15 protein-coding genes are annotated in these 18,956 nt (G+C 70.0%); 9 read left to right on the plus strand and 6 right to left on the minus strand.

What is annotated here, in order from left to right:
- Window positions 1-7 precede the first annotated feature (7 nt).
- Entirely contained in the window at window positions 8-802 is a 795-nt protein-coding gene (locus HNV26_RS24730; RefSeq protein WP_171443328.1) for a lysophospholipid acyltransferase family protein, read from the minus strand.
- A gap of 235 nt (window positions 803-1,037) precedes the next feature.
- Between HNV26_RS24730 and HNV26_RS24735 the strand changes: the two genes are divergently transcribed.
- From HNV26_RS24735 to HNV26_RS24745, 3 genes are read left to right on the plus strand one after another with little or no spacing between them, the layout of a single operon-like run.
- Entirely contained in the window at window positions 1,038-1,652 is a 615-nt protein-coding gene (locus HNV26_RS24735) for a deoxynucleoside kinase (RefSeq protein ID WP_011553366.1), read from the plus strand.
- Complete coding sequence (locus tag HNV26_RS24740) at window positions 1,649-2,824, plus strand: DUF2314 domain-containing protein (RefSeq protein ID WP_171443327.1); 1,176 nt, start codon at window positions 1,649-1,651, stop codon at window positions 2,822-2,824. Before HNV26_RS24735 ends, HNV26_RS24740 begins: the two co-directional genes overlap by 4 nt.
- A gap of 55 nt (window positions 2,825-2,879) precedes the next feature.
- The gene (locus HNV26_RS24745) at window positions 2,880-4,580 is read left to right on the plus strand and encodes a sigma-54-dependent Fis family transcriptional regulator (RefSeq protein WP_011553368.1); all 1,701 of its coding nucleotides are present in this window, start codon (window positions 2,880-2,882) and stop codon (window positions 4,578-4,580) included.
- Window positions 4,581-4,595: 15 nt separating this feature from the next.
- Here the strand turns inward: HNV26_RS24745 and HNV26_RS24750 are convergent, their stop codons facing one another.
- Window positions 4,596-5,507: a DMT family transporter gene (locus HNV26_RS24750; protein ID WP_171443326.1), complete on the minus strand. Its 912-nt coding sequence runs from the start codon at window positions 5,505-5,507 to the stop codon at window positions 4,596-4,598.
- 75 nt (window positions 5,508-5,582) lie between these two features.
- On the opposite strand from HNV26_RS24750, the gene HNV26_RS24755 reads away from it, so the two are divergent.
- Entirely contained in the window at window positions 5,583-6,494 is a 912-nt protein-coding gene (locus HNV26_RS24755) for a pseudouridine-5'-phosphate glycosidase (RefSeq protein ID WP_171443325.1), read from the plus strand.
- A gap of 21 nt (window positions 6,495-6,515) precedes the next feature.
- Here HNV26_RS24755 and HNV26_RS24760 read toward each other — a convergent pair whose 3' ends face one another.
- Entirely contained in the window at window positions 6,516-7,001 is a 486-nt protein-coding gene (locus HNV26_RS24760) for a GAF domain-containing protein (RefSeq protein WP_171443335.1), read from the minus strand.
- Between the two features lie 97 nt (window positions 7,002-7,098).
- Between HNV26_RS24760 and HNV26_RS24765 the strand changes: the two genes are divergently transcribed.
- Window positions 7,099-7,836, plus strand: a complete 738-nt coding sequence (locus HNV26_RS24765; protein ID WP_171443324.1) for an SIR2 family NAD-dependent protein deacylase — start codon at window positions 7,099-7,101, stop codon at window positions 7,834-7,836.
- 53 nt (window positions 7,837-7,889) lie between these two features.
- On the opposite strand, the gene HNV26_RS24770 is transcribed toward HNV26_RS24765, so the two are convergent.
- Complete coding sequence (locus HNV26_RS24770; RefSeq protein WP_171443323.1) at window positions 7,890-9,584, minus strand: serine/threonine-protein kinase; 1,695 nt, start codon at window positions 9,582-9,584, stop codon at window positions 7,890-7,892.
- A 122-nt stretch (window positions 9,585-9,706) separates the two neighbouring features.
- On the opposite strand from HNV26_RS24770, the gene HNV26_RS24775 reads away from it, so the two are divergent.
- On the plus strand, window positions 9,707-11,680 hold the full coding sequence (locus HNV26_RS24775) for an ABC-F family ATP-binding cassette domain-containing protein (protein ID WP_090491294.1): 1,974 nt from the start codon (window positions 9,707-9,709) through the stop codon (window positions 11,678-11,680).
- Window positions 11,681-11,703: 23 nt separating this feature from the next.
- Here HNV26_RS24775 and HNV26_RS24780 read toward each other — a convergent pair whose 3' ends face one another.
- Both HNV26_RS24780 and HNV26_RS24785 read right to left on the minus strand, forming a co-directional pair.
- Window positions 11,704-12,366, minus strand: coding sequence for a TFIIB-type zinc ribbon-containing protein (locus HNV26_RS24780; protein ID WP_171443322.1), 663 nt, complete (start codon window positions 12,364-12,366; stop codon window positions 11,704-11,706).
- A gap of 85 nt (window positions 12,367-12,451) precedes the next feature.
- On the minus strand, window positions 12,452-14,695 hold the full coding sequence (locus tag HNV26_RS24785; protein ID WP_171443321.1) for an ATP-binding protein: 2,244 nt from the start codon (window positions 14,693-14,695) through the stop codon (window positions 12,452-12,454).
- A 107-nt stretch (window positions 14,696-14,802) separates the two neighbouring features.
- Here HNV26_RS24785 and HNV26_RS24790 point away from each other — a divergent pair, with 107 nt between their 5' ends.
- The 3 genes from HNV26_RS24790 to selA all read left to right on the plus strand — a co-directional run.
- On the plus strand, window positions 14,803-17,208 hold the full coding sequence (locus HNV26_RS24790) for a transglycosylase SLT domain-containing protein (RefSeq protein WP_171443320.1): 2,406 nt from the start codon (window positions 14,803-14,805) through the stop codon (window positions 17,206-17,208).
- Between the two features lie 230 nt (window positions 17,209-17,438).
- Window positions 17,439-17,642: a cold-shock protein gene (locus HNV26_RS24795; RefSeq protein ID WP_011553379.1), complete on the plus strand. Its 204-nt coding sequence runs from the start codon at window positions 17,439-17,441 to the stop codon at window positions 17,640-17,642.
- A gap of 135 nt (window positions 17,643-17,777) precedes the next feature.
- The coding region (gene selA / locus HNV26_RS24800; RefSeq protein ID WP_171452883.1) for an L-seryl-tRNA(Sec) selenium transferase at window positions 17,778-18,956 on the plus strand (1,179 nt) is incomplete at its 3' end.

Genomic DNA, 18,956 nt, shown 5'->3' on the forward strand with positions numbered 1-18,956 from the left:
AGGCGTCTCAGGTGGAGGAGAGGGCTCGGGCGCGCGCATCGCTGACGCCCTCGGCGCCCGCGGCGGCCACGGCGTCATCCACGTCGCCGCCCTTGCCCCCGAGGGACAGGCTGTCCGCGATGATGACGGCGCGGACGGCTCGGGCCAGTCCTTCGCGGTCGTTCTCGGCGAACGTGGTCGTGTCGATGGGCTTGCCAATCTTCACGCGGATGGGACCGGGGGTGATGTTCCACGTGGACTTGGGCATCAGGTCGCCGGAGCCCTCGATGGTGACGGGGCAGACGGGGACGCGGGCCTTCAGCGCCAGGGCGAAGGGGCCCTTCTTGAAGGGCAGGACGCGGCCGTCCGTCGAGCGGGTGCCTTCCGGATACAGGAAGATGCTGGTGCCGCCGCGAATCTTGGCCGCTGCCGCGTTGAGCGAGGCGATGGCCTTGGAGCGGTTGGACCGGTTGATGAAGACGTGGCCCGCGAGCGCCAGGTACCAGCCGATGAGGGGCACCCACTTGAGCTGCGTCTTGGCGACGTAGCGGAAAGGGACGGGGACGGCCAGGAAGTGCGCCGGGATGTCGATGGTGGACTGGTGGTTGGCCACATAGATGGTGGGCCGATTCGGGTCCACGTTCTCCTGGCCGATGACTTCCAGCTTCGCGCCCCCTGCCCACAGCAGCACAGGCGACCAGAGCTCGCGCGCCACCCAGATGGAGCGCGATGGGTTGAGCGTGAGCAGCATCGCCAAGATGGCGATGGGGAAACAGAAGAGCGTCCAGACGCCCGCCACGAAAATGCAAAAGAGCTTGCGCATCCCTCAGCCCGCCTCCTGGGGGCCGATGTTCAGGGCCGGAAGGTGCCCGGGCCCGCGGGCTTGCCCGCCGAAGCTCCCTGGCCAGACGCTCAGGCGGCGACTCCCACGAGGGAGGACGGCGGCACCTGTCACGCGTTGAACGGGACGACGGGGGGGCATGCACTTCTTCTACCACGTCCTACCTACACGTTGTTTCTGGTGCGCGTCGCTCGGCGGGGTTACAAGCAGGGGTGGTGTGGCCAGGAAAAAGTTCATCGCCATCGCGGGCAACATCGGCGCCGGAAAGACGGAGCTGACGTCCTTCCTCTGCCGGAAGTACGGGTTGACGCCCTCCTTCGAACCCAACGACCAGAATCCCTATCTGGCGGACTTCTACAAGGACATGAAGACGTGGGCGTTCCGCTCACAGCTCTTCTTCTTGACGCACAAGTTTCGCCTGCACCGGGAGCTGGAGCGTACCTCCGGGACGGTGCTTCAGGACCGCACCCTCTATGAGGACGCGGAGATTTTCGCCAAGAACCTCCACCGGCAGCGGCTCATCGACAAGCGGGACTGGAAGACGTACTGCGAGCTGTACGAGACGATTTCGGAGTCGTTGCGGCCCCCCGACCTGATGATCTACCTCCGCTGCCCAGTGCAGACGATTCGTGAGCGCATCCGCATCCGTGGCCGGGCCATGGAGCGGGACATCCCCACCCGCTACCTGCAGCGCCTCAATGCCCTCTATGAGGAGTGGTTCGAGGGCTACCGCCTGTCGCCGGTGCTCGTGCTTCCCACGGACAAGCTCGACTATTTGACCAACCTGGTGGACCGCGTGGACCTCTTCCGGCAGATCGAGAAGCACCTGTGATGGAGGTCTATCTTCTGGCGACGGAGCAGGAGGGCCCGGCTCCTCTGGATGCGCTGCGCGCGTCCTTCGCGAACGATGAGGTGGAGTTCACCCCGGACGCGGACGGCGAGGGTTTCACGCTGCGGGCGGACGGCTCCGAGGTGCTGGTGCGCCTGACGCGGGGCTCCGAGGGACTGCCGCGCTTCCGCAAGGAGGTGTTCAGCGGCAGCCCGGAGGCCTTCGAGCGGCTGGGGCGCGCCAAGGCCTACTACCACTTGTCCGTGGAGCCGGGCGGGGCGCAGCCCACGCTGCCTGTCTTCGAGGCCCTGTGGGCCGTGCGCACGCTGCTGGAGCACGTGCAGGGCGTGCTGGTGGACCTCACCGCCTTCAAGCTCCACGAGCCTGACGACGTGGCGGAAATCACGGAGCTGGACTTCGACATCCGCGACCACGTCCACCTCCATGCCGTGGAGGCGACGGAGGGGGACACGCCCCTGTGGGTGCACTCGCACGGGATGGAGAAGTTCGGGGCCCGGGACCTGGAGATCTTCCACCTGGCCGAGAAGGACCTGCTGGCCGCGGAGAGCTTCCTTCATGAGCTGTGCACCGACCTGGCCTTTGGACAGGGGCCCGCGCTGCGCACCCAGGTGGGCACCAGCGAGGGGCAGGTCTTCACGCTCGTACCCTCGGAAGAGGCCCGCACCAACCTGCTGGGCGTCCCCCTGGACACCTTCGAGGGCCATGAGGGGCTCTTCCTCACCGTGGTGTCCCCGCTGGGCCGGCACAACACGTCCCAGCTCCTGGCGCCCTACCGTGAGCGCTTCGAGAAGGAGCCGGAGGAGCAGACCCAGGCCATGCGGCGGGAGGCCCAACTGGTGCTCCCGTCATTCCTGGCGCGCTTCCAGCGCAAGGGCCTGATGGAGCCGCTCACCTTCCTGGTGCGTGCTCCTTTCGACACCCATCCCGAAGGGGACACCGTCACGGAGAACCTGTGGCTGGAGGTCATGGGCCGGGACGAGGGCTCCGTGGTGGGCAAGCTCGTTGATGGCGCGGTGCATACAACCGAGTGGCGCAAGGGGGCCCACGTAGAGGTCGCGGAGACCCAGGTCAACGCGCTGGCCATCAGCCGGGAAGGCCGGGCGTTGGACGAGCGGGAACTCCGTGAACTCCTGAACGCCGAACGGCCGATGTAGCAAGCGGCGCCGGGGGCCTTGCCCAGCCATCGCGGGGCGCTAGGCTCCGCGCCCCATGCCCGCCCTCCTGCTGCTCACCGGTCCTTCCGCGGGGCGTCGTCACGACGTGCTCGCGGAGGCGACGATTGGCCGCAGTCCATCGTGTGAAATCCCGCTGGATGACCATCAGGTCTCCCGCAAGCACGCGCTGATCTCCGTGCTCGACGGGCAGGCGCGCATCCGCGACTTGCGCTCGCGCAACGGGACGTTCGTCAACGGCGAGCGCCTCGTGGATGAGGTGGTGCTCAAGCCCGGTGACCAGGTGCGCGTGGGCGTGACGACGGCCCTCTTCGAGCCGCCCCCGGTGACCCTGGTGGCTGACGGGCCAGAGAAGATGGGGCAGGTGCCCATCGAGGAAGTGCTGCCTCACGTGGGCGCGGCGGCGGCGATGTACTCGGCGGGCATTGCCCTGCTGGGCGCGACGAGTGGCGCCCTGGTGCTGCGCCGCCTGGCGGATGAGGTCGCGCACGCACTCAATGCCGACCGCGCGGCCGCGCTGCTGGGCAGCAGTGATGGCTTGCTCACCGCGGCGGTGGCGGGCGCGGAGGCGCTGACGATGCCGCGCGCGCTGGCGCAGGCCGCCCTGGAGCGCAAGGAGCTGGTCCAGACGGATGACGTCCTCTGCGCGCCCCTGGTGGCCTCAGGTGGCATGCCCTTCGGCGTGCTCTACGTGACGCGGGCGGAGCCGAAGTTCAGTGAGGGCGAGGGCCAGTTGCTCGCGGCGCTGGGACGGCTGGGGGGCGAGGCCTACACCACGGTGCGCTCCCGCGTGGATGCGGAGCCGCCCGTGGCCGCGCTCTCCGGGACGTCCCGGCCGCTGCGGGCCTTGCTGGAGCTGGCGCGCCGGGTGGCCGCCAGCGCCGCGCCGGTGGTGATTCATGGCGAGCCGGGCGTGGGCAAGGCGCTGCTGGCTCGCTTCGTCCATGCGCGTTCGCCTCGGGCCCTGGGGCCTTTCATCGTGGTGGACTGCCGGGAGCCCGCTGATGCCGTGGAGGAGGCGCTGTTCGGCAGGGCGAGCGCGCCCGGGCAGCCGCCCGTCGTATCCGCGCTGCTGCGCGCGGATGGGGGCTCGCTGGTGCTGCTCCACGTGGAGTCGCTCGCGCGGCCTGCTTCGGAGCGGCTGGCGAGGGCCCTGGCGCGCCGTTCAGCGCCCGCGCGGCAAGGCGGCGAGGAGCCCGTGGACGTGCGGGTGTTGGCCACCGCGCCCGCGTCGGTGTCGTTGCTGGCGGCGCGCGGCGACGTGGAGGCCTCGTTGGCTCGGGCGCTGTCGGGCTTCGAATTGGACGCCCCGCCCATTCGCGAGCGGCGCGCGGACGTGCTGCCGCTGCTGGAGCAGTTCGCGGCGCGCGCGGCCCGCCGGATTCGGAAGGAGCCACCGACGCTGAGTCCCGAGGCCCGGCGGCTGCTGACGGAGTACGGGTGGCCGCAGAACCTGCGGGAGCTGGAGCTGGTGGGGGAGCGGCTGGGCCTGCTGTACGCGGCGAGCCGAGTGGGCGCGCTGCAACTGCCCCCGGAGTTCCAGGAGGGCGGCGATGAGGGCGCGAAGACGTTGCAGGGACGCGTGGCCCGGTTGGAGCGCGATGCCATCGCCGAGGCCTTGCGCGAGGCGTCGGGAAAGAAGGTCCGCGCCGCGGCGTTGCTCGGCATCAGCCGGCCCACGCTGGACAAGAAGATTGAGGAGTACGGGCTCGCGGTGGAGCGGGGGCGCCGGGAGTGAGTCAGGCCCCGGTGCCTACGGCTTCCGCCGGCTGAGCAGCACGCCGGAGAGGACGAGCCCCGCGCCGAGCACCTGCATCCAGGTGGGCCGCTCTCCGCGCACGGCCCATGCCGTGAGGGCGGCCACCACGGGGATGCCCGTGTTGTAGAGCCCCGCGCGGCTGCTGCCCACCTTCTGCACGGTGCGGCCCCAGATGAAGTACGCGAGCACCAGCGGCACCAGCGCCGAGTACACGACGCCCGCCCAGGCGCCGGCGCGGATGTTCTCGGTCTCCAGTCGCAGCAGCTCGGGCACGCCCGCGAGCACCACGCCCGGTGCGCCCGTGAGCATGCTGATGGCGGTGATGCGCAGCGCGGACACCTCAGGGCCCACGGTGCGGATGCCCACCGTGTAGATGGCCCAGCAGAGGCTCGCGCAGACGATGAGCCCGTCGCCGAGCAAGGACGCGCCATGTTCGGACGCGCCGCGTCCCCCCAGCACCAGCAGCATCCCCACCACGCCCAACGCCAGTGCCGCGACGAGCGGGCGGGTGAGTCGATCCACGCCGAACAGGGCGCCCAGTATGGCCACCAGCACCGGCGTCACCGCTGTCAGCATCCCGCTGTTTGCCACCGAGGTGTTCGCCAGGCCGAGGATGAAGCACACCTGGTACACGGTGTTGCCCACCAGCCCGAGCCCCAGCAGCTTGAGGAACACCGGGCGCGGAAGCGGCTTCCAGCCCTCGACGCCGAGGAGCAGCGCGCCCATGGCCAACGCCGCGATGGTGAAGCGCAGCGACATGAAGGCCAGGGGAGGGAGCGTCTCCATCGCCTCCTTCACCACCGTGTAGTTGGTGCCCCAGGCAATCACGACGCCGACGATGGCCAGGTCGGACGCGGAGATGCCGCGTGAGGGGGCGGGCACAACGGCGGTGGCGGGCGTGGACACGGCGGCAGGGGAATAGGCCCGAGGGGCCGCGCGCGCAAGCCGACGTTTGGAGCCGGGCATGCTAAACGCCTGGGCATGGACCTACGCTTTTCGGAAGAGGTGCGCCGCGCGCTCGAGGCCGGCCAACCGCTGGTGGCCCTGGAGACGAGCGTCGTGGCCCAGGGCCTTCCGTATCCGGACAACCTGGCCGCGGCCCGAGCGTGCGAGGAGGCCATCCGCCGCGCTGGCGCCGTTCCCGCCGCCACCGCCATCATCGACGGGCAGCTGTGCGTCGGGCTGGAGGAGCCGGAGATGCGCCGGCTGGCGGAGGGCAAGGAGCGCCTGCTCAAGGTGGCGTCCCGGGACCTGGCCGTCGCCATGGCCACGCGCGCCACGGGAGGCACCACCGTGAGCGCCACGTGTGAGATGGCCGCCGCCGCGGGCATTCGTGTCTTCTCCACCGGTGGCATTGGCGGTGTGCACCGCGGGGCGTCGGAGCACTTCGACATCTCCCAGGACATCGCCGCGCTGGCGCGCTTCCCCGTCGCCGTGGTGTGCGCGGGCGCCAAGTCCGTGTTGGACCTGCCCAAGACGATGGAGCTGCTCGAGACGGCCGGCGTGCCCGTCATCGGCGTGGGGACGGATGAGCTGCCGTCGTTCTACAGCCGGGGTTCTGGCATCCCCCTGGAGCACCGCGCGGATGACGTGGACACGGCCGCCCGCATCGCCCGCGCCCGCTTCGAGTCGCTGAAGCAGGGTGGGGTGCTCTACACCGTGCCTCCGCCCGAGGAGACGTCCCTGCCTCGCAACGAGGTGGAGTTGCACATCGCCGCGACGCTCGCCGACGCGGACCGGCAGGGCGTCCGCGGCAAGGGCGTGACGCCCTTCCTCCTGTCGGAGATGGCGAAGCGCACCGGGGGCAAGACGCTCAAGGCCAACCTGGCGCTGCTCACCAACAACGCGCGCTTCGCCGGTCAGCTCGCCGTGGCGTACGCACGCGCGAGCTGAGTCCCCGGACGCGGGCCGCCGCTACCGTTGGAACCAGCGCACCAGCGCTTCCAACTCGCGGCGGTCCACTTCGTCGAAGGCGTTCTTGTGCTCGGAGTCGATGTCGAGCACGGCCAGCAGCTCCCGGTTGCGGCCGAACACCGGGACGACGATTTCCGATGCCGAGCGCCCGTCACAGGTGATGTGGCCCGGGAACGCGTGGACGTCCGCCACCACCACCGACTCGCCCTTCGCCGCGGAGGTGCCGCACACGCCCTTGCCGAACGGGATTTCCAGGCACCCGAGCGTGCCTTGGTAAGGGCCCACCCTCAGCAGCCGGCCCGGCGTGACGACGCGGTAGAATCCCGTCCACAGGTGCCCGAAGGCGTGGTGCAGCAGGCAGCTCATGGTGGCCATGCCGGTGATGTCGTCGTCGATGCCCTCGAGCACCGCGCGCACATGCTGCTTCAGCTCGGCGTAGGCTTCAGCCTTGGGCATGCCGCGCAGATCCAGGGTGACTTCCGCCATGATGGGACCTCGCAAGGCGACCTCCCGCGAGCATCAGGCTCCGGTAGGCAGCATCCCATCCATAGCGTGATTCGCTTTCCACCGCACAGGAGCCGACATGGATTCGCTCATCCTCGATTCGAATACCTGGCTGCTCGTTCTCACGGGCGCGGGAGTCTCCGCTGAAAGCGGAGTCCCCACCTTCCGCGGGATGAGCGGACTGTGGGAGGACCAACCCGTGGAGGCCGTGGCGTCGCCCGAGGGCTTCCGGAAGGACCCGGCGCTGGTGTGGCGCTTCTACTCGGAGCGCCGCAAGGCCGCCGCCGCTGTCCACCCCAACCCGGGCCACGAGGCGCTCGTCGCCTGGGAACGCCACCTGGGGGACCGCTTCCTCCTCGCCACCCAGAACGTCGACGGCCTGCACACGCGCGCCGGAAGTCAGCGGGTGGTGGAGATGCACGGCAACCTCTTCAAGACGCGCTGCACCCGCTGCGAGCGGCCCTCGTTCGAGGACGCCACCGTGTACCCCGCGGGGGCGGTGCCCGCGTGCGACGCGTGTGGGAAGCAGCTGCGGCCCCACATCGTCTGGTTCGGTGAATACCTGGACCCGGCGGACATCCAGCGCATCGAGGACTTCTCGCTGCGGGCCGCCACCTCGGGTGGACGCTTCGTCTTTCTGGCGGCGGGGACCTCTGGCGCCGTGTACCCGGCCGCTGGAATCGTGGACCAGGTGCGCAAGGCGGGCGGGAAGACGTGGCTCGTCAACCTGGACCCGGCGGAGAACTCCAACCGCTTCGAGCACCGCGTCGTGGGCAAGAGCGGGGAAGTCCTCCCGACCCTCGCGAAGCTCGCCTGACGCGGGGGGAAGGACAGGGGGCACCGCGGTGCTTCCGCGTGCCCCCGTAGGGACTACTCGAAGACGGAGATGTCAGGCCCGGACGGGCTCGCCGGCTTCGGCGAGGGGCGCGGTGAACGCCCGGGGGCCGCGGCTCGCACGGGCTCCAGCACCACGTTCGCCGTCTGCGTATCCCCAGCCACCCGGCGCAGGTTGAGCGTGAGCTCCTTGTCCTGGTGCCCCGGCATGCGGAAGCTGAAGGAGTGCACCTTGTCGCGGCGGAGCTGGAGCTTCGTGGGCGTGGTGCCCACCATCTCCTCGCCTTCGTAGATGGATGCGCCGGACGGCGTCGAATCGAGGCTCACCGTGAGGACGGGCGACTCCTCGGGCGTTCCCGTCATGCCGGTCGCGGTCTGCGTCGTGGCCGTTGGGGCGTCGCGGGGGACGTTCACCACCACCGGCGTCGCGGGGGCGCTGCCGCCCGGGTTGCCCAGGACCACGGCCGCGCCAATGCCCAGAAGGACGAGCGGCACGGCGACCAGGGCCACCTTCTTGCCGGTGGACATGCCCTCCGGCTCGGGAGGCGGGGGCGGAGGAGGCGGCGCGGACCGGGACGTCTGCGAGCGGACGCGGCTGGGAGAGGACGATGAGCCGCTCGCGCCGCCCTGGGGCCTGGCGACGACGACGTTGGACGGCGTGGAGCCCCGGCCCAGGGTCGGCGCGGCGCCCACCCGCGAGGAGCGGATGCCGCTCTGGCTCCCCTGACGGCTGGAACGGCTGCGGCTGTTGCTGCCGCGCTCGCTGGCGCTGGGGACGCCGCCGCTCGGCATGGCGTCGAGCTCCTCGGAGGTGAGGTCCGCCACGGTGTCCAGCATCGCGTCGATGAACTCCTGCGCGTTCTGGTACCGGTCCTCCTTCTCCGGGGCGAGCGCCTTCTTGAAGAAGGCATCCAGCGCGGCCGGCACGGGGGCGCCCTGGCGCTTGGTGTTGACGGCGGGCACCGCCTGGGTGAGCGACGCCGTCAGCGCCTTGCGCACCGTGTTCGCGCCGAAGGGCGAGCTGCCGGTGAGGCAGAAGTAGAGCACGCCGGCCATGGAGTAGAGGTCGGAGCGCTGGTCCACGGACTCGCCGCCGGCCTGCTCGGGCGGCATGTACTGGGGCGTGCCCAGCACCTGTCCGGTCGAGGTGAGCTGCTCCTCCTCCTCGGACTCCATGGCCTTCACCAGCCCGAAGTCCAGCACCTTGACGAAGTCCTGGCCGCTGAGCTGCTGCACCATGATGTTGTGCGGCTTCAGGTCGCGGTGGACACAACCCTCCGCGTGCGCGTGCGCCAGGCCCTGCGACGCCTGCTCCACGAGGCTCAAGGCCCGTCGCAGGGACATGGGGCCCTGGCGCTTCACCGTCTCCTTCAGGCTTTCGCCTTCCAGGAGCTCCATCACGTAGTAGCAAGTGCCGTCCGGCGACCGGCCGAAGTCGAAGATGGTGATGACGTTGGGGTGCCGCAGTCGGCTGGCGAGCTCCGCCTCCCGGCGAAAGCGCTCGAAGAACTGGGGGGCGGCGGCCAGCGACGGGTTGAGCGTCTTCACCGCCACCGGGCGCTGCACGGACGTCTGGGTGGCACGGAACACCATGCCCATGCCGCCCTGGCCCAGGACGCTTTCGATTTTATAACGGCCGTCGAGCACCTGGCCGAGGAGCTGGAGGCCCTGGCCTGAACAGAGGTGGTCGACGCCGTCGGTGCTTCCGCAATGGGGACAGGGGGCAGCCATGTGGGGTCGGAGTATAGACAGGCCCCGGCCCAACCCGGAAAGCCCCTGTAGGGCCCCCGAGCGAACGGGCGGGCACATCCGACATTCCCGAGGGGCTCGCGGGCTGTTACATCCCCGGCGCCATGAGCCTCGTCATCGCCCAGGACCTCTGTCTCTCCTACGGAAAGAAGGTCCTCTTCGATCAGGACAGTTTCACACTGGGTCCCAGGGACCGGGTGGGCCTCGTAGGGGCCAACGGGACGGGCAAGAGCTCGCTGATGAAAATCCTGGCGGGCGTGGCCCAGCCCGACTCGGGGACGGTGCAGTACAGCCGCAAGGCCCGAGCGGGCTATCTGCCGCAGGAGATCGCTGGGCTGCCGGATGGCACCGTGGTGGAGGCGGTGATGAGCACCGTGCCCGGCCGCGATGCCATGGAGGCGCGCCTCAAGGAGACGGAGGCGGCGCTCGCCGCCGCCACGGACGAGGAGGACCAGTTGGAGCTGTCCCAGTCCCTGGCGGACCTGCACGCGGAGCTGGACGACTTCGAGAACCGCTACGGCCGCCACCACGCCGAGCGCATCCTCAAGGGCCTGGGTTTCCGCGACACGGACCTGGCCAAGCCCACCTCCGCGCTGTCCGGCGGCTGGCGGATGCGCGCGGCCCTGGCGGGGCTGCTGCTCCAGGACCCCGACCTGCTCCTGTTGGACGAGCCCACCAACCACCTGGACGTGCCCACGCTCACGTGGTTCGACGACTTCATGCGCCGCTCCAACAAGGCGCTGGTGCTCATCTCCCACGACAAGGACTTCCTCAACCGGCAGATCAACCGGGTGGTGTCCCTGGAAGTGGAGGGCGTGCGCGAGTACGCCGGGAACTACGACGAGTACAAGCGGCTGCGAGCCGAGGAGAAGGAGCTGTTGAGGGCCCGCGCCGAGAAGGTGGAGTCGCGCCGCGCGGAGCTGCAGGGGTTCATCGACCGCTTCGGCGCCAAGGCCACCAAGGCGCGTCAGGCCCAGAGCCGCGCCAAGATGTTGGAGAAGCTGGAGAAGGTGCAGGTCCTGGAGGAGCGGACGTCGATGAAGTTCCGCTTCCCCGAGGTCGAGCGGAGCGGGCGCGACGTGGTGACGCTGGAGGGCATCACCAAACGGTACGGCGCGCAGACCATCTACGACGGCCTCACCGGGCGCGTGGAGCGCGGGCAGCGCATCGCCGTGGTGGGCGCGAATGGCGCGGGCAAGACGACGCTCCTGAAGATGGTCGCTGGCGAGCTGGCGCCGGACACCGGGACGGTGACGCTGGGGCACAACGTGGTGGTGGGTTATTACGCGCAGCACCACGCGGACAAGCTGAACCGGCAGAACACCATCATCGAAGAGGTGCGCCCGCTGGCCGCGGACAAGCCGGAGAGCTACGTGCGCGGCGTGCTGGGCGCGTTCCTCTTCAGCGGCGACGATGTGGAGAAGCCCATTGGCGTGCTGAGTGGCGGTGAGCGCGCGCGGGTGGCGCTGGCCAAGCTGTTGCTGGTGCCGTCCAACTTCCTGCTGATGGACGAGCCCACCAACCACCTGGACCTGGACTCGGCCGAGATGCTGATTGAAGCGCTGAAGGGCTACGGCGGCACGTTGCTGTTCGTCAGCCACAGCCGGAGCTTCATCAACGGCCTGGCGTCGCACGTGTGGGAGGTCGCGGACGGGAAGCTCACGCCGCACCCGGGCAACCTGGACGACTACCTGTACCACCAGCAGAAGCTCCAGCAGGCGGCGGCGGAGGCCTCGGCCATGGCGGCGGGCCAGGCGCGGGGCGAGAAGGTGGCCTCCGGGCCGATGACGGAGAAGGACCGCAAGCGGCTGGAGGCGGAGGCGCGCCAGCGCCGCAGCGTGGTGGAGGGGCCCCTCAAGAAGGAGATCGCGAAGCTGGAGGCGCGCATCGCCGAGGTGGAGGCCGGACAGAAGGAGCGCGAGGCGCAGCTCGCGGACCCGGCCCTCTACAACGACTTCGCGCGCGCCAAGCCGCTGATGGACACGCACCGCGCGAGCAAGGAGGAGCTGGAAGACCTCTATGCCCGCTGGGAGGCCGCGCAGGAGAAGCTGGCCGAGGCGTCCGCGTCACTGGGATGAGGGCCGCGCGGCGCTCGCCCGGCTCATCGGGTGAGCATCCGGTGGAGCAGCCACATCAAGCCCTCGGAGGCGTACCCGGCCAGATTGAGGGTCTGGCCTCCACGCCGGGTGGGGACGAACATCGGGAGGTCATGGCTGCTGAACGTTTCCCTGTAGGGGGTGGCGCCATGGGGCGCGCAACTCCCGCAGTAGAGGCGCTCCTCCGCGACGAAGCCGTGCTCCAGCCGCAGCTTGCGCCGGCACGCGGTGCAGCAGGGGGGCCCTTCGAGCCGCACCGTGGCGCGGGCATCCAGCGGCTCATCGCGGTACGCCTCCACGGCGCCTTGCAGTTGCTGGAGCTCGCCCGCGTCCAGGGCCACGCCCGCGCAGCCCGAGCACACCTCCATGGGGACCCCGAACACCTCCACCACGGGAAGGGGCGCGCGGCCACAGCGCGGACAGGTGGGGGCGCGGGTGCCGCAGTGTGTGCACTCCGGGACGAACTGGAGCTCGCCCTGACAGCCCTTGCAGCATCCTGGGCGGTTCTTCGCGCGTCGCAGGAGCGCATCCGACACGGAGCCTCCCATGACCTTCGTGAGCGCTTCGCCCTCGAACCACACCGCGCCACAGTCGCCACACGTCTCCAGGGGAAGCTCACCGCCGGGCGTGAGCTGCATCGAGCTCGGGCAGAAGGGGCATGCGCTCATGCGGATGACCTATAGGCGCTCGCCCCCGGGGGCGAAAGCAGCAATGTCCGGAAGGCGCGCTCCCCAGGTGTCCCGCCCGGTGTCGCTACGCGCGGAGCCGCTTGCGGCGCTCCCGCTTGGCGCGGGTGTCCCCATGCGATGGCTTGCCCGCGTCGCGCAGTTCATCGGACACGGGCAATGACTGCGATGGCCGCTTCCCGGCAGGCAGGCCGTCCACGGAGACGGCCTCCGCGGGGGGCTGCTCGGAGGGGAGGGCGGGGAGGCGGATGACGAACGTGGTGCCTTCGCCCATCTTGCTCTGCACGGAGATGCTGCCGCCGTGGTTCTTCACGATGCGCTGGCAGATGGCCAGCCCCAGGCCGGTGCCTTTCTGCTTCGTCGTGTAGAACGGCACGAAGATGTGCGGGTGCTGGTCCGAAGGAATGCCGGGCCCGTTGTCGGACACCTGCACCTCCACGAACTCGGTGCCGGCGCTGCGCAGCTCGCCGAAGCGCTCCGGCTTCTCCGTGCGCACGCTGATGCGGCCCTCGCGCGTCTCGAGCGCCTGCACCGCGTTCTGCACCAGGTTGATGAGCACCTGCTTGAGCTGCTCCGCGTCGCCGTCCACGCGCGGCAGCATCAAGTCCAGCTCCACGGCCAGGTGGAGGTTGGGCGGAACATCGTTCTGGATGAGCCGCATGGTGCGCGTGACCACCTCGTTGAGGTCGGTGGTGCCGAAGCTCTGCTTCAGCGGGCGCGCGTAGTCGAGGAACGCCGTCACCACGCCGTTGAGCCGGTTGACCTCCTCGACGATGACTTCGAGGAACTCCGCGTCTTCGCCCTGGTAGTGCGCCGGGTCCAGGCACTGCGCCGCGCCCTTGATGGCGCCCAGCGGATTGCGAATCTCATGCGCGAGACCCGCCGCCATCTCACCCAGCGCGGCCAGGCGGTCCCGCTCGCGAATCTTCTCGTAGAGCTTGGAGTTCTCCAGCACCGTCGCCAGCCGCTCCGCCACCTCCAGGATGATGGCGATTTCGTCGGACGCGAAGGCCTCTGGCACCCGTTCGTCCCACAGGTTGAGGAACCCGATGACGCGGTCATTGCCCATCAGCGGCACGGCGATGCCGGCCTTCACCTGCACCAGCGCCGTGCGCGTGTCGTTGAGCCGCTTGAGCTCGTCCCGGTAGCGCTTGCCCTCCACCGCCTGCAGCCGCATGGTGGCCATGCGGCGCTCCACGTTCTCCCGCAGCACCGCCTTCTGCCCGCTGGCCGCCGCGAAGAGCAGGCCGCGCGCCACCGCCGTGTCCAGGAAGGCCACTGGCAGCGGGCCGCGCGAATCCAGCAGCCGGTATCCGGGCCGGTCCTCCGCCAGCAGGTACACGGAGGCGTGCGTCACGCGGCCCGTCTCGTGGAGCGTGTCCAGCACCAGCCGGGCCAGCTCGGAAATCTCGATGACATTCGCCATGCGCGCGCGCAGCGAGCCCAGCGAATCCAGGAGGGCGAAGCGCTCGCGGAAGAAGATGCGCACCACCATCTCCTCCACCTTCACCTTCAGCGGCTCCAGGAGGATGAGGATGACGAACGCGGCCACCACCGTGTTGAAGAGGAAGAGGCCGGTGTTCTCCTTCCCCCACGCCGTCAGCACCGTGAAGACGGCGGCCAGGATGCTGGCCAGCACCGTCTGCGAGGCGATCTTGCCCAGCAGTTCGTGCAGGTCCATGAGCCGCAGCCGCAGCAGCGTGTGGGCCAGGAAGAACAGGTACAGCGTGGAGAAGACCGACCCCAGCGTGGGGAAGGGGATGCCGAAGCTGACCAGGAAATCCAGCGCGGAGAAGAGGATGGCCGCGCCCGCGCCAATGGCCAGGTACGCCAGCCGGAACTTCTCGATGCGAGACTCGGTGGTGCGGACCCGGTGGAGCAGCAATGAACCGTAGGTCAGCAACGTGCCCAGCACCCACACGCCCATGCCCACCCGGGCCCAGAGCTTGTCGGCCAGGGGGGTGACAGCCACGGTCAGCCCCAGGACGGCGGACAGCAGGGCGAGCCGGCGGCCCACCAGGTTCGTCCCCTTGCTGACGCCCAGGAACTCCAGGAAGAAGGCAACGGCCGCGCCCGGGACCAGGGAGCCCACCAGGATGGTGGCGCCCACGAAGATGCGGGATGTCCACGGGTAGGCGCCGGCCGGGAAGACGCTGTGAAAGAAGAGCGAAAGGTAGTAGCCGGCCACCGTCAGCGCGAAGACGGAGTACAGCGTCAGTACCCTGGGTCTGCCGGGCCGCAGCAACATGGACACGCCCAGGGCGAGCCCGATGATGGATGCCAGCAGCGCGCTCTGTGTCCGGATGTCCATGAGGAGGCGGACAGTCTAACCTGTGTCAGCCTCCGGAAATTTTCCATGACCTGCCGGTTGTCCTGGGGCGAGCCCGCGCGCATCTCCCTGGGACCCAGCCCCCGCGTATGAAGCCCTTCCTTTCCAAGCTCGCCGTCGCCGCCTCCGCGCTCCTGATGACCGCGCAGGCACCCGCCCCGCAGGCGGTTTCGTCCACCCCGGCCGAGCCCGAGGCGTCCGAAGCGCCGGCCCAGCACCCCAGCAACGCGCCTCCAGAGGCGCAGCTGTCGCCCCCTCCCGACTCGGAGAAGGCGCCGCTGCCGGTGGGCTACGTGGAGGTGCTCAACCCCGCCTTCCCCAATGCCGCGCCGCCGACTCCGGTGGTGCACCGGGGCCGCCGCTACGCGCTGGAGGACCTGGCGCCCTACTTCGGCGAGGGCAAGAAGAAGGAGGCCCGCGACGCGTTCGACCGTGGACAGTACACGCGCGTCCGCGAGCTGCTGAAGGACGAGGGCGACAGCCCGCCGGTGCGCTACCTGCGCGCACTGGCCGCCGTCCGCGCCGGAGATGACGCGTCCGCCGCCAGGGAATTCGCCGCGCTGGCCCCGGACTATCCCGCGCTGAAGGACCGCTGCCTGACGCATGGCGGCGTGGCGCTGGAGAGCCTGCGCCGCTTCGATGAGGCCGCGGTGCTGCTGGAGCAGGTGCCACCCGAGTCCAAGCTGTACGTGGACGCGCGGCTGGCCCTGTCGCGCGTGCTGCGCAAGAAGAAGGACGCGGCGGGCGCCATGGCCGCGCTGGAGCCGCTCACGTCGCGCGCGGCGCCCAGTTGGGGCCGCAACGTGGGCGCCGAGGCGCTGATGGCCATCGCCGACATCGCCGCGGAGAAGAAGGACAAGGCCGCCGAGCGCGCCGCGCTGTGGCGCCTGTGGGCCGCGCACCCGCTGTCCGCCTTGTCGAAGCAGGCCGAGAAGCGCCTCAAGGGGCAGACGCCGCCCGTCGAGGCGAGGGTGGGGCGTGGTGAGGCGCTGGTGGAGCTGCACCGGAACAAGGCCGGCCTGGAGCAGTTGGAGCCGCTGCTGCCGAAGCTGGCGCTTCCGGAGCCGTTGGCCTGCCGCGCGCACTTCGCCTTCGGCAAGGGCATGCGCAAGGAGCGCCAGCACACGCGCGCCATCCAGGTGCTGACGCCCGTGGCGGAGAAGTGCCAGGACCGCGACCTGCTGGCGCGCGTGCTGTACGTGCTCGGCTCGTCGCGCTCCATCGTCGACCAGGCGCGGGGCACGGAGACCTACGAGCGGCTGGCGCGCGAGTTCCCGGACCACTCGTTCGCGGATGACGGCCTCTTCTACGCGGCCGACCTCTACCTGAAGACGGGCCGTCCGAAGGAGGCCATGGCCCGGCTGGACACGTTGGCCCGGCTGTACCCGCAGGGGGACTTCCTGGGCGAGGCGCTCTTCAAGGCGTTCTGGATTGCCCGCACCACGGGCGTGGAGGACTCCGGCCTGTCGTTCCTGGACCGCATCGAGGCGCAGTTCGCCAAGGCGGACGAGAGCTACGACGTGGAGCGCGCGCGCTACTGGCGGGCGCGGACGATGCAAGAGAAGGGCAACATCCAGGGCGCGGCGGAGCTGTTCGAGAAGCTCTCCGTGGACCACCCGGCGACCTACTACGGGCTGATGGCGCGCTCGCAGCTGGCGAAGGTGGACCCGCCGCGGCTGGAGAAGGTGTCCGCCGAAATCTTCGCCGTGCCCGAGGCCGCCAGCCCCTGGCCGCTGTTCGCCGGCCCCATGGGCGAGGACCCGCACTTCCGCGCGGGCGTGGAGCTGTACCGCTTGGGCTTCAAGGAGGCCGTGTCGTCCGAGCTGCTGGCCGTCAACCGGACCAATCTGCCGGCGGAGTCCGTGCGCCTGCTGGTGCTGGTGCTGCACGAGGCCGGGGACGAGCGCTCCGCCCACGCGGTGGCGCGGCTGGCGCTGCGGAAGGACTTGAGCGGACGCATCACCCCGGAGACGCGCGTGGTGTGGGAGGTGGCCTATCCCAACGCCTTCCGCGACAGCATCGAGAAGCACACGGCGGACGCGGGCGTGGAGCCGGACCTGCTCCAGGCGTTGATGCGGGAGGAGAGTGCGCTGGACCCCAAGGCGCTCTCGTGGGCGGGAGCGATGGGCCTCACCCAGTTGATGCCGTCCACCGCGAAGGGCGTGGCGCGTGAGCTGAAGCTCAAGCGCTTCAGCGTGGAGCAGTTGCTCCAGCCCGACCTCAACATCCGCATGGGGGCCCACTACCTGGGCGGCTTGCTCAAGCGCTTCGACGGGCACACGCCCTATGCGGTGGGCAGCTACAACGCCGGCCCCGGCGCGGTGAATCGTTGGAGGTCCGACAGGCCGGACCTGGCGCTGGACGCATGGGTGGAGGAAATCCCCATCTCCGAGACGCGCGGCTACATCAAGCGCGTGCTGCGCTCCTTCAACACGTACCAATTGCTGTACGGACGGGCGCCCACGCTGCCGGTGCTCAAGAGCGCCGCGAAGTAGGTGCGCTGCCGCCATCCGGGCGCCTGCTGGGTGGTGGCGGTGGAGAATTCGTGCGGAATGGGGCGCGGATGCCGCGGGTTATGTCCACGCCCGGAAAAAGGGTGCCTGCGTGTGGGGGACCCCCTATGCAACTGGCCGGAAACGTGACACATGGCCAAGGCCGCACCCTCACACGGCGTGGCAACCAGCTCAATTCATGAAGCTGGTAGAGAAAGACGAAGAGAAGCGTAATGGCGACTGGTACCGTGAAGTGGTTCAACGACGCGAAGGGCTTTGGGTTCATCATGCAGGACGGCGGGGGCGAGGATCTCTTCTGCCACCACACTGCGATTCAGACCCAGGGCTTCCGCACGCTGCAGGAAGGCCAGAAGGTCGAGTTCGACGTGGCCCGTGGCCCCAAGGGCCTGCAGGCTCAGAACGTTCGCCCGGTCTGAGTACCTACTGAGCGCTCATAGCGCTTGGTCCGAAGGCTCAGTCTCCCCGAGGGAGGCTGGGCCTTTTCCTTTTTGTCACCCCGATGTTCCAGGGCTCGCCTGGAACTTGCCTGGCGGCTCCCCTAGACTCGGGCCGTGGGCGCCCCGTCGAACAGTGGAGACGGTGGGAAGAATGCGCTCTTGCGCGCGCTCCCCTCCGTCGAGCAGCTCCTGCGGCGCCCGTCGCTGGAACCCCTGTTGAGCGGAGTCCCCAGGGCCCGTGCCGTGGCCGCGCTCCGGCTGGCGGTCGACCGGGCCCGGGGCCGGCTGGTGGCCTCGGGGGGGCCGGGCTTCGAGGACGCGGACGTCCAGCACGCCCTGGACACGCTGGGCACCCCGGGGCTGCGGCCCGTGCTCAACGCCACCGGGGTGGTGCTGCACACCAACCTGGGACGCGCCCCCCTGGCGGCCTCGGCCGTGGCGCGCGTGGCGGAGGTGGCCCGGGGGTACTCCAACCTCGAGTACGACCTGGATGAGGGAGAGCGGGGCAGTCGCTACGCGCCGTTGGTGGGGCTGCTGCGTTCGCTGACGGGCGCGGAGGACGCGGTCGTCGTCAACAACTGCGCGGGCGCGGTGCTGCTGGTGCTGGCGGCGTTGGCGTCCGGCCGCGAGTGCGTGGTGTCGCGCGGTGAGCTGGTGGAGATTGGCGGCGGCTTCCGAGTCCCGGAGGTGATGCGGCAGTCGGGCGCGAAGCTGGTGGAGGTGGGCACCACCAACCGGACGCGGCTGTCGGATTACTCGGCGGCGCTGGGCCCGGAGTCGGCGCTGCTGGTGAAGGTGCACCGCTCCAACTTCGCGTTGGTGGGCTTCACGGAAGAGGTGGAGGTCGCGGAGCTTTCGGCGTTGGGCCGCGCGCGCGGCGTGCCGGTGTTCCAGGACCTGGGCGCGGGCGCGCTGGTGCCGCTGAAGGGCGAGGGCTTGAGCCGGGAGCTCACGGTGGCCCAGGCCGTGGCGGCGGGCGCGGACGTGGTCGCCTTTTCGGGAGACAAGCTGTTGGGAGGACCCCAGGCGGGAGTCGTGGTGGGCCGGTCCGTGCTGCTGGCACGCATCAAGGCCCACCCGCTCATGCGGGCCCTGCGGGTGGACAAGCTGACGGTCGCCGCGCTCGAAGCCACCCTGACGCTGTACCGGGACGGCCGGGCGGATGAGGTTCCGGTGCATCGCCTGCTTGCCCAGCCGCCGGAAGCCCTGCGCGCCCGGGCGGTGCGGCTGCAGGGGCTGCTGGCGGGGCGGGGTGTGCGTGCGCGGGTGGCCAGCGTGGAGGGACAGGTGTGT

The sequence above is a fragment of the Myxococcus xanthus genome (genome assembly GCF_013116825.1).
Classification (GTDB): Bacteria; Myxococcota; Myxococcia; order Myxococcales; family Myxococcaceae; genus Myxococcus; species Myxococcus xanthus_B.

Coding starts and splice junctions, on each gene's coding strand:
- HNV26_RS24745 (WP_011553368.1), top strand. CDS start 2,880: ATGCCCGCCCTCCTGCTGCTCACCGGTCCTTCCGCGGGGCGTCGTCAC.
- HNV26_RS24785 (WP_171443321.1), bottom strand. CDS start 14,695: ATGGACATCCGGACACAGAGCGCGCTGCTGGCATCCATCATCGGGCTC.
- HNV26_RS24765 (WP_171443324.1), top strand. CDS start 7,099: ATGGATTCGCTCATCCTCGATTCGAATACCTGGCTGCTCGTTCTCACG.
- HNV26_RS24775 (WP_090491294.1), top strand. CDS start 9,707: ATGAGCCTCGTCATCGCCCAGGACCTCTGTCTCTCCTACGGAAAGAAG.
- HNV26_RS24755 (WP_171443325.1), top strand. CDS start 5,583: ATGGACCTACGCTTTTCGGAAGAGGTGCGCCGCGCGCTCGAGGCCGGC.
- HNV26_RS24730 (WP_171443328.1), bottom strand. CDS start 802: ATGCGCAAGCTCTTTTGCATTTTCGTGGCGGGCGTCTGGACGCTCTTC.
- HNV26_RS24780 (WP_171443322.1), bottom strand. CDS start 12,366: ATGAGCGCATGCCCCTTCTGCCCGAGCTCGATGCAGCTCACGCCCGGC.
- HNV26_RS24795 (WP_011553379.1), top strand. CDS start 17,439: ATGGCGACTGGTACCGTGAAGTGGTTCAACGACGCGAAGGGCTTTGGG.
- HNV26_RS24770 (WP_171443323.1), bottom strand. CDS start 9,584: ATGGCTGCCCCCTGTCCCCATTGCGGAAGCACCGACGGCGTCGACCAC.
- HNV26_RS24790 (WP_171443320.1), top strand. CDS start 14,803: ATGAAGCCCTTCCTTTCCAAGCTCGCCGTCGCCGCCTCCGCGCTCCTG.
- HNV26_RS24760 (WP_171443335.1), bottom strand. CDS start 7,001: ATGGCGGAAGTCACCCTGGATCTGCGCGGCATGCCCAAGGCTGAAGCC.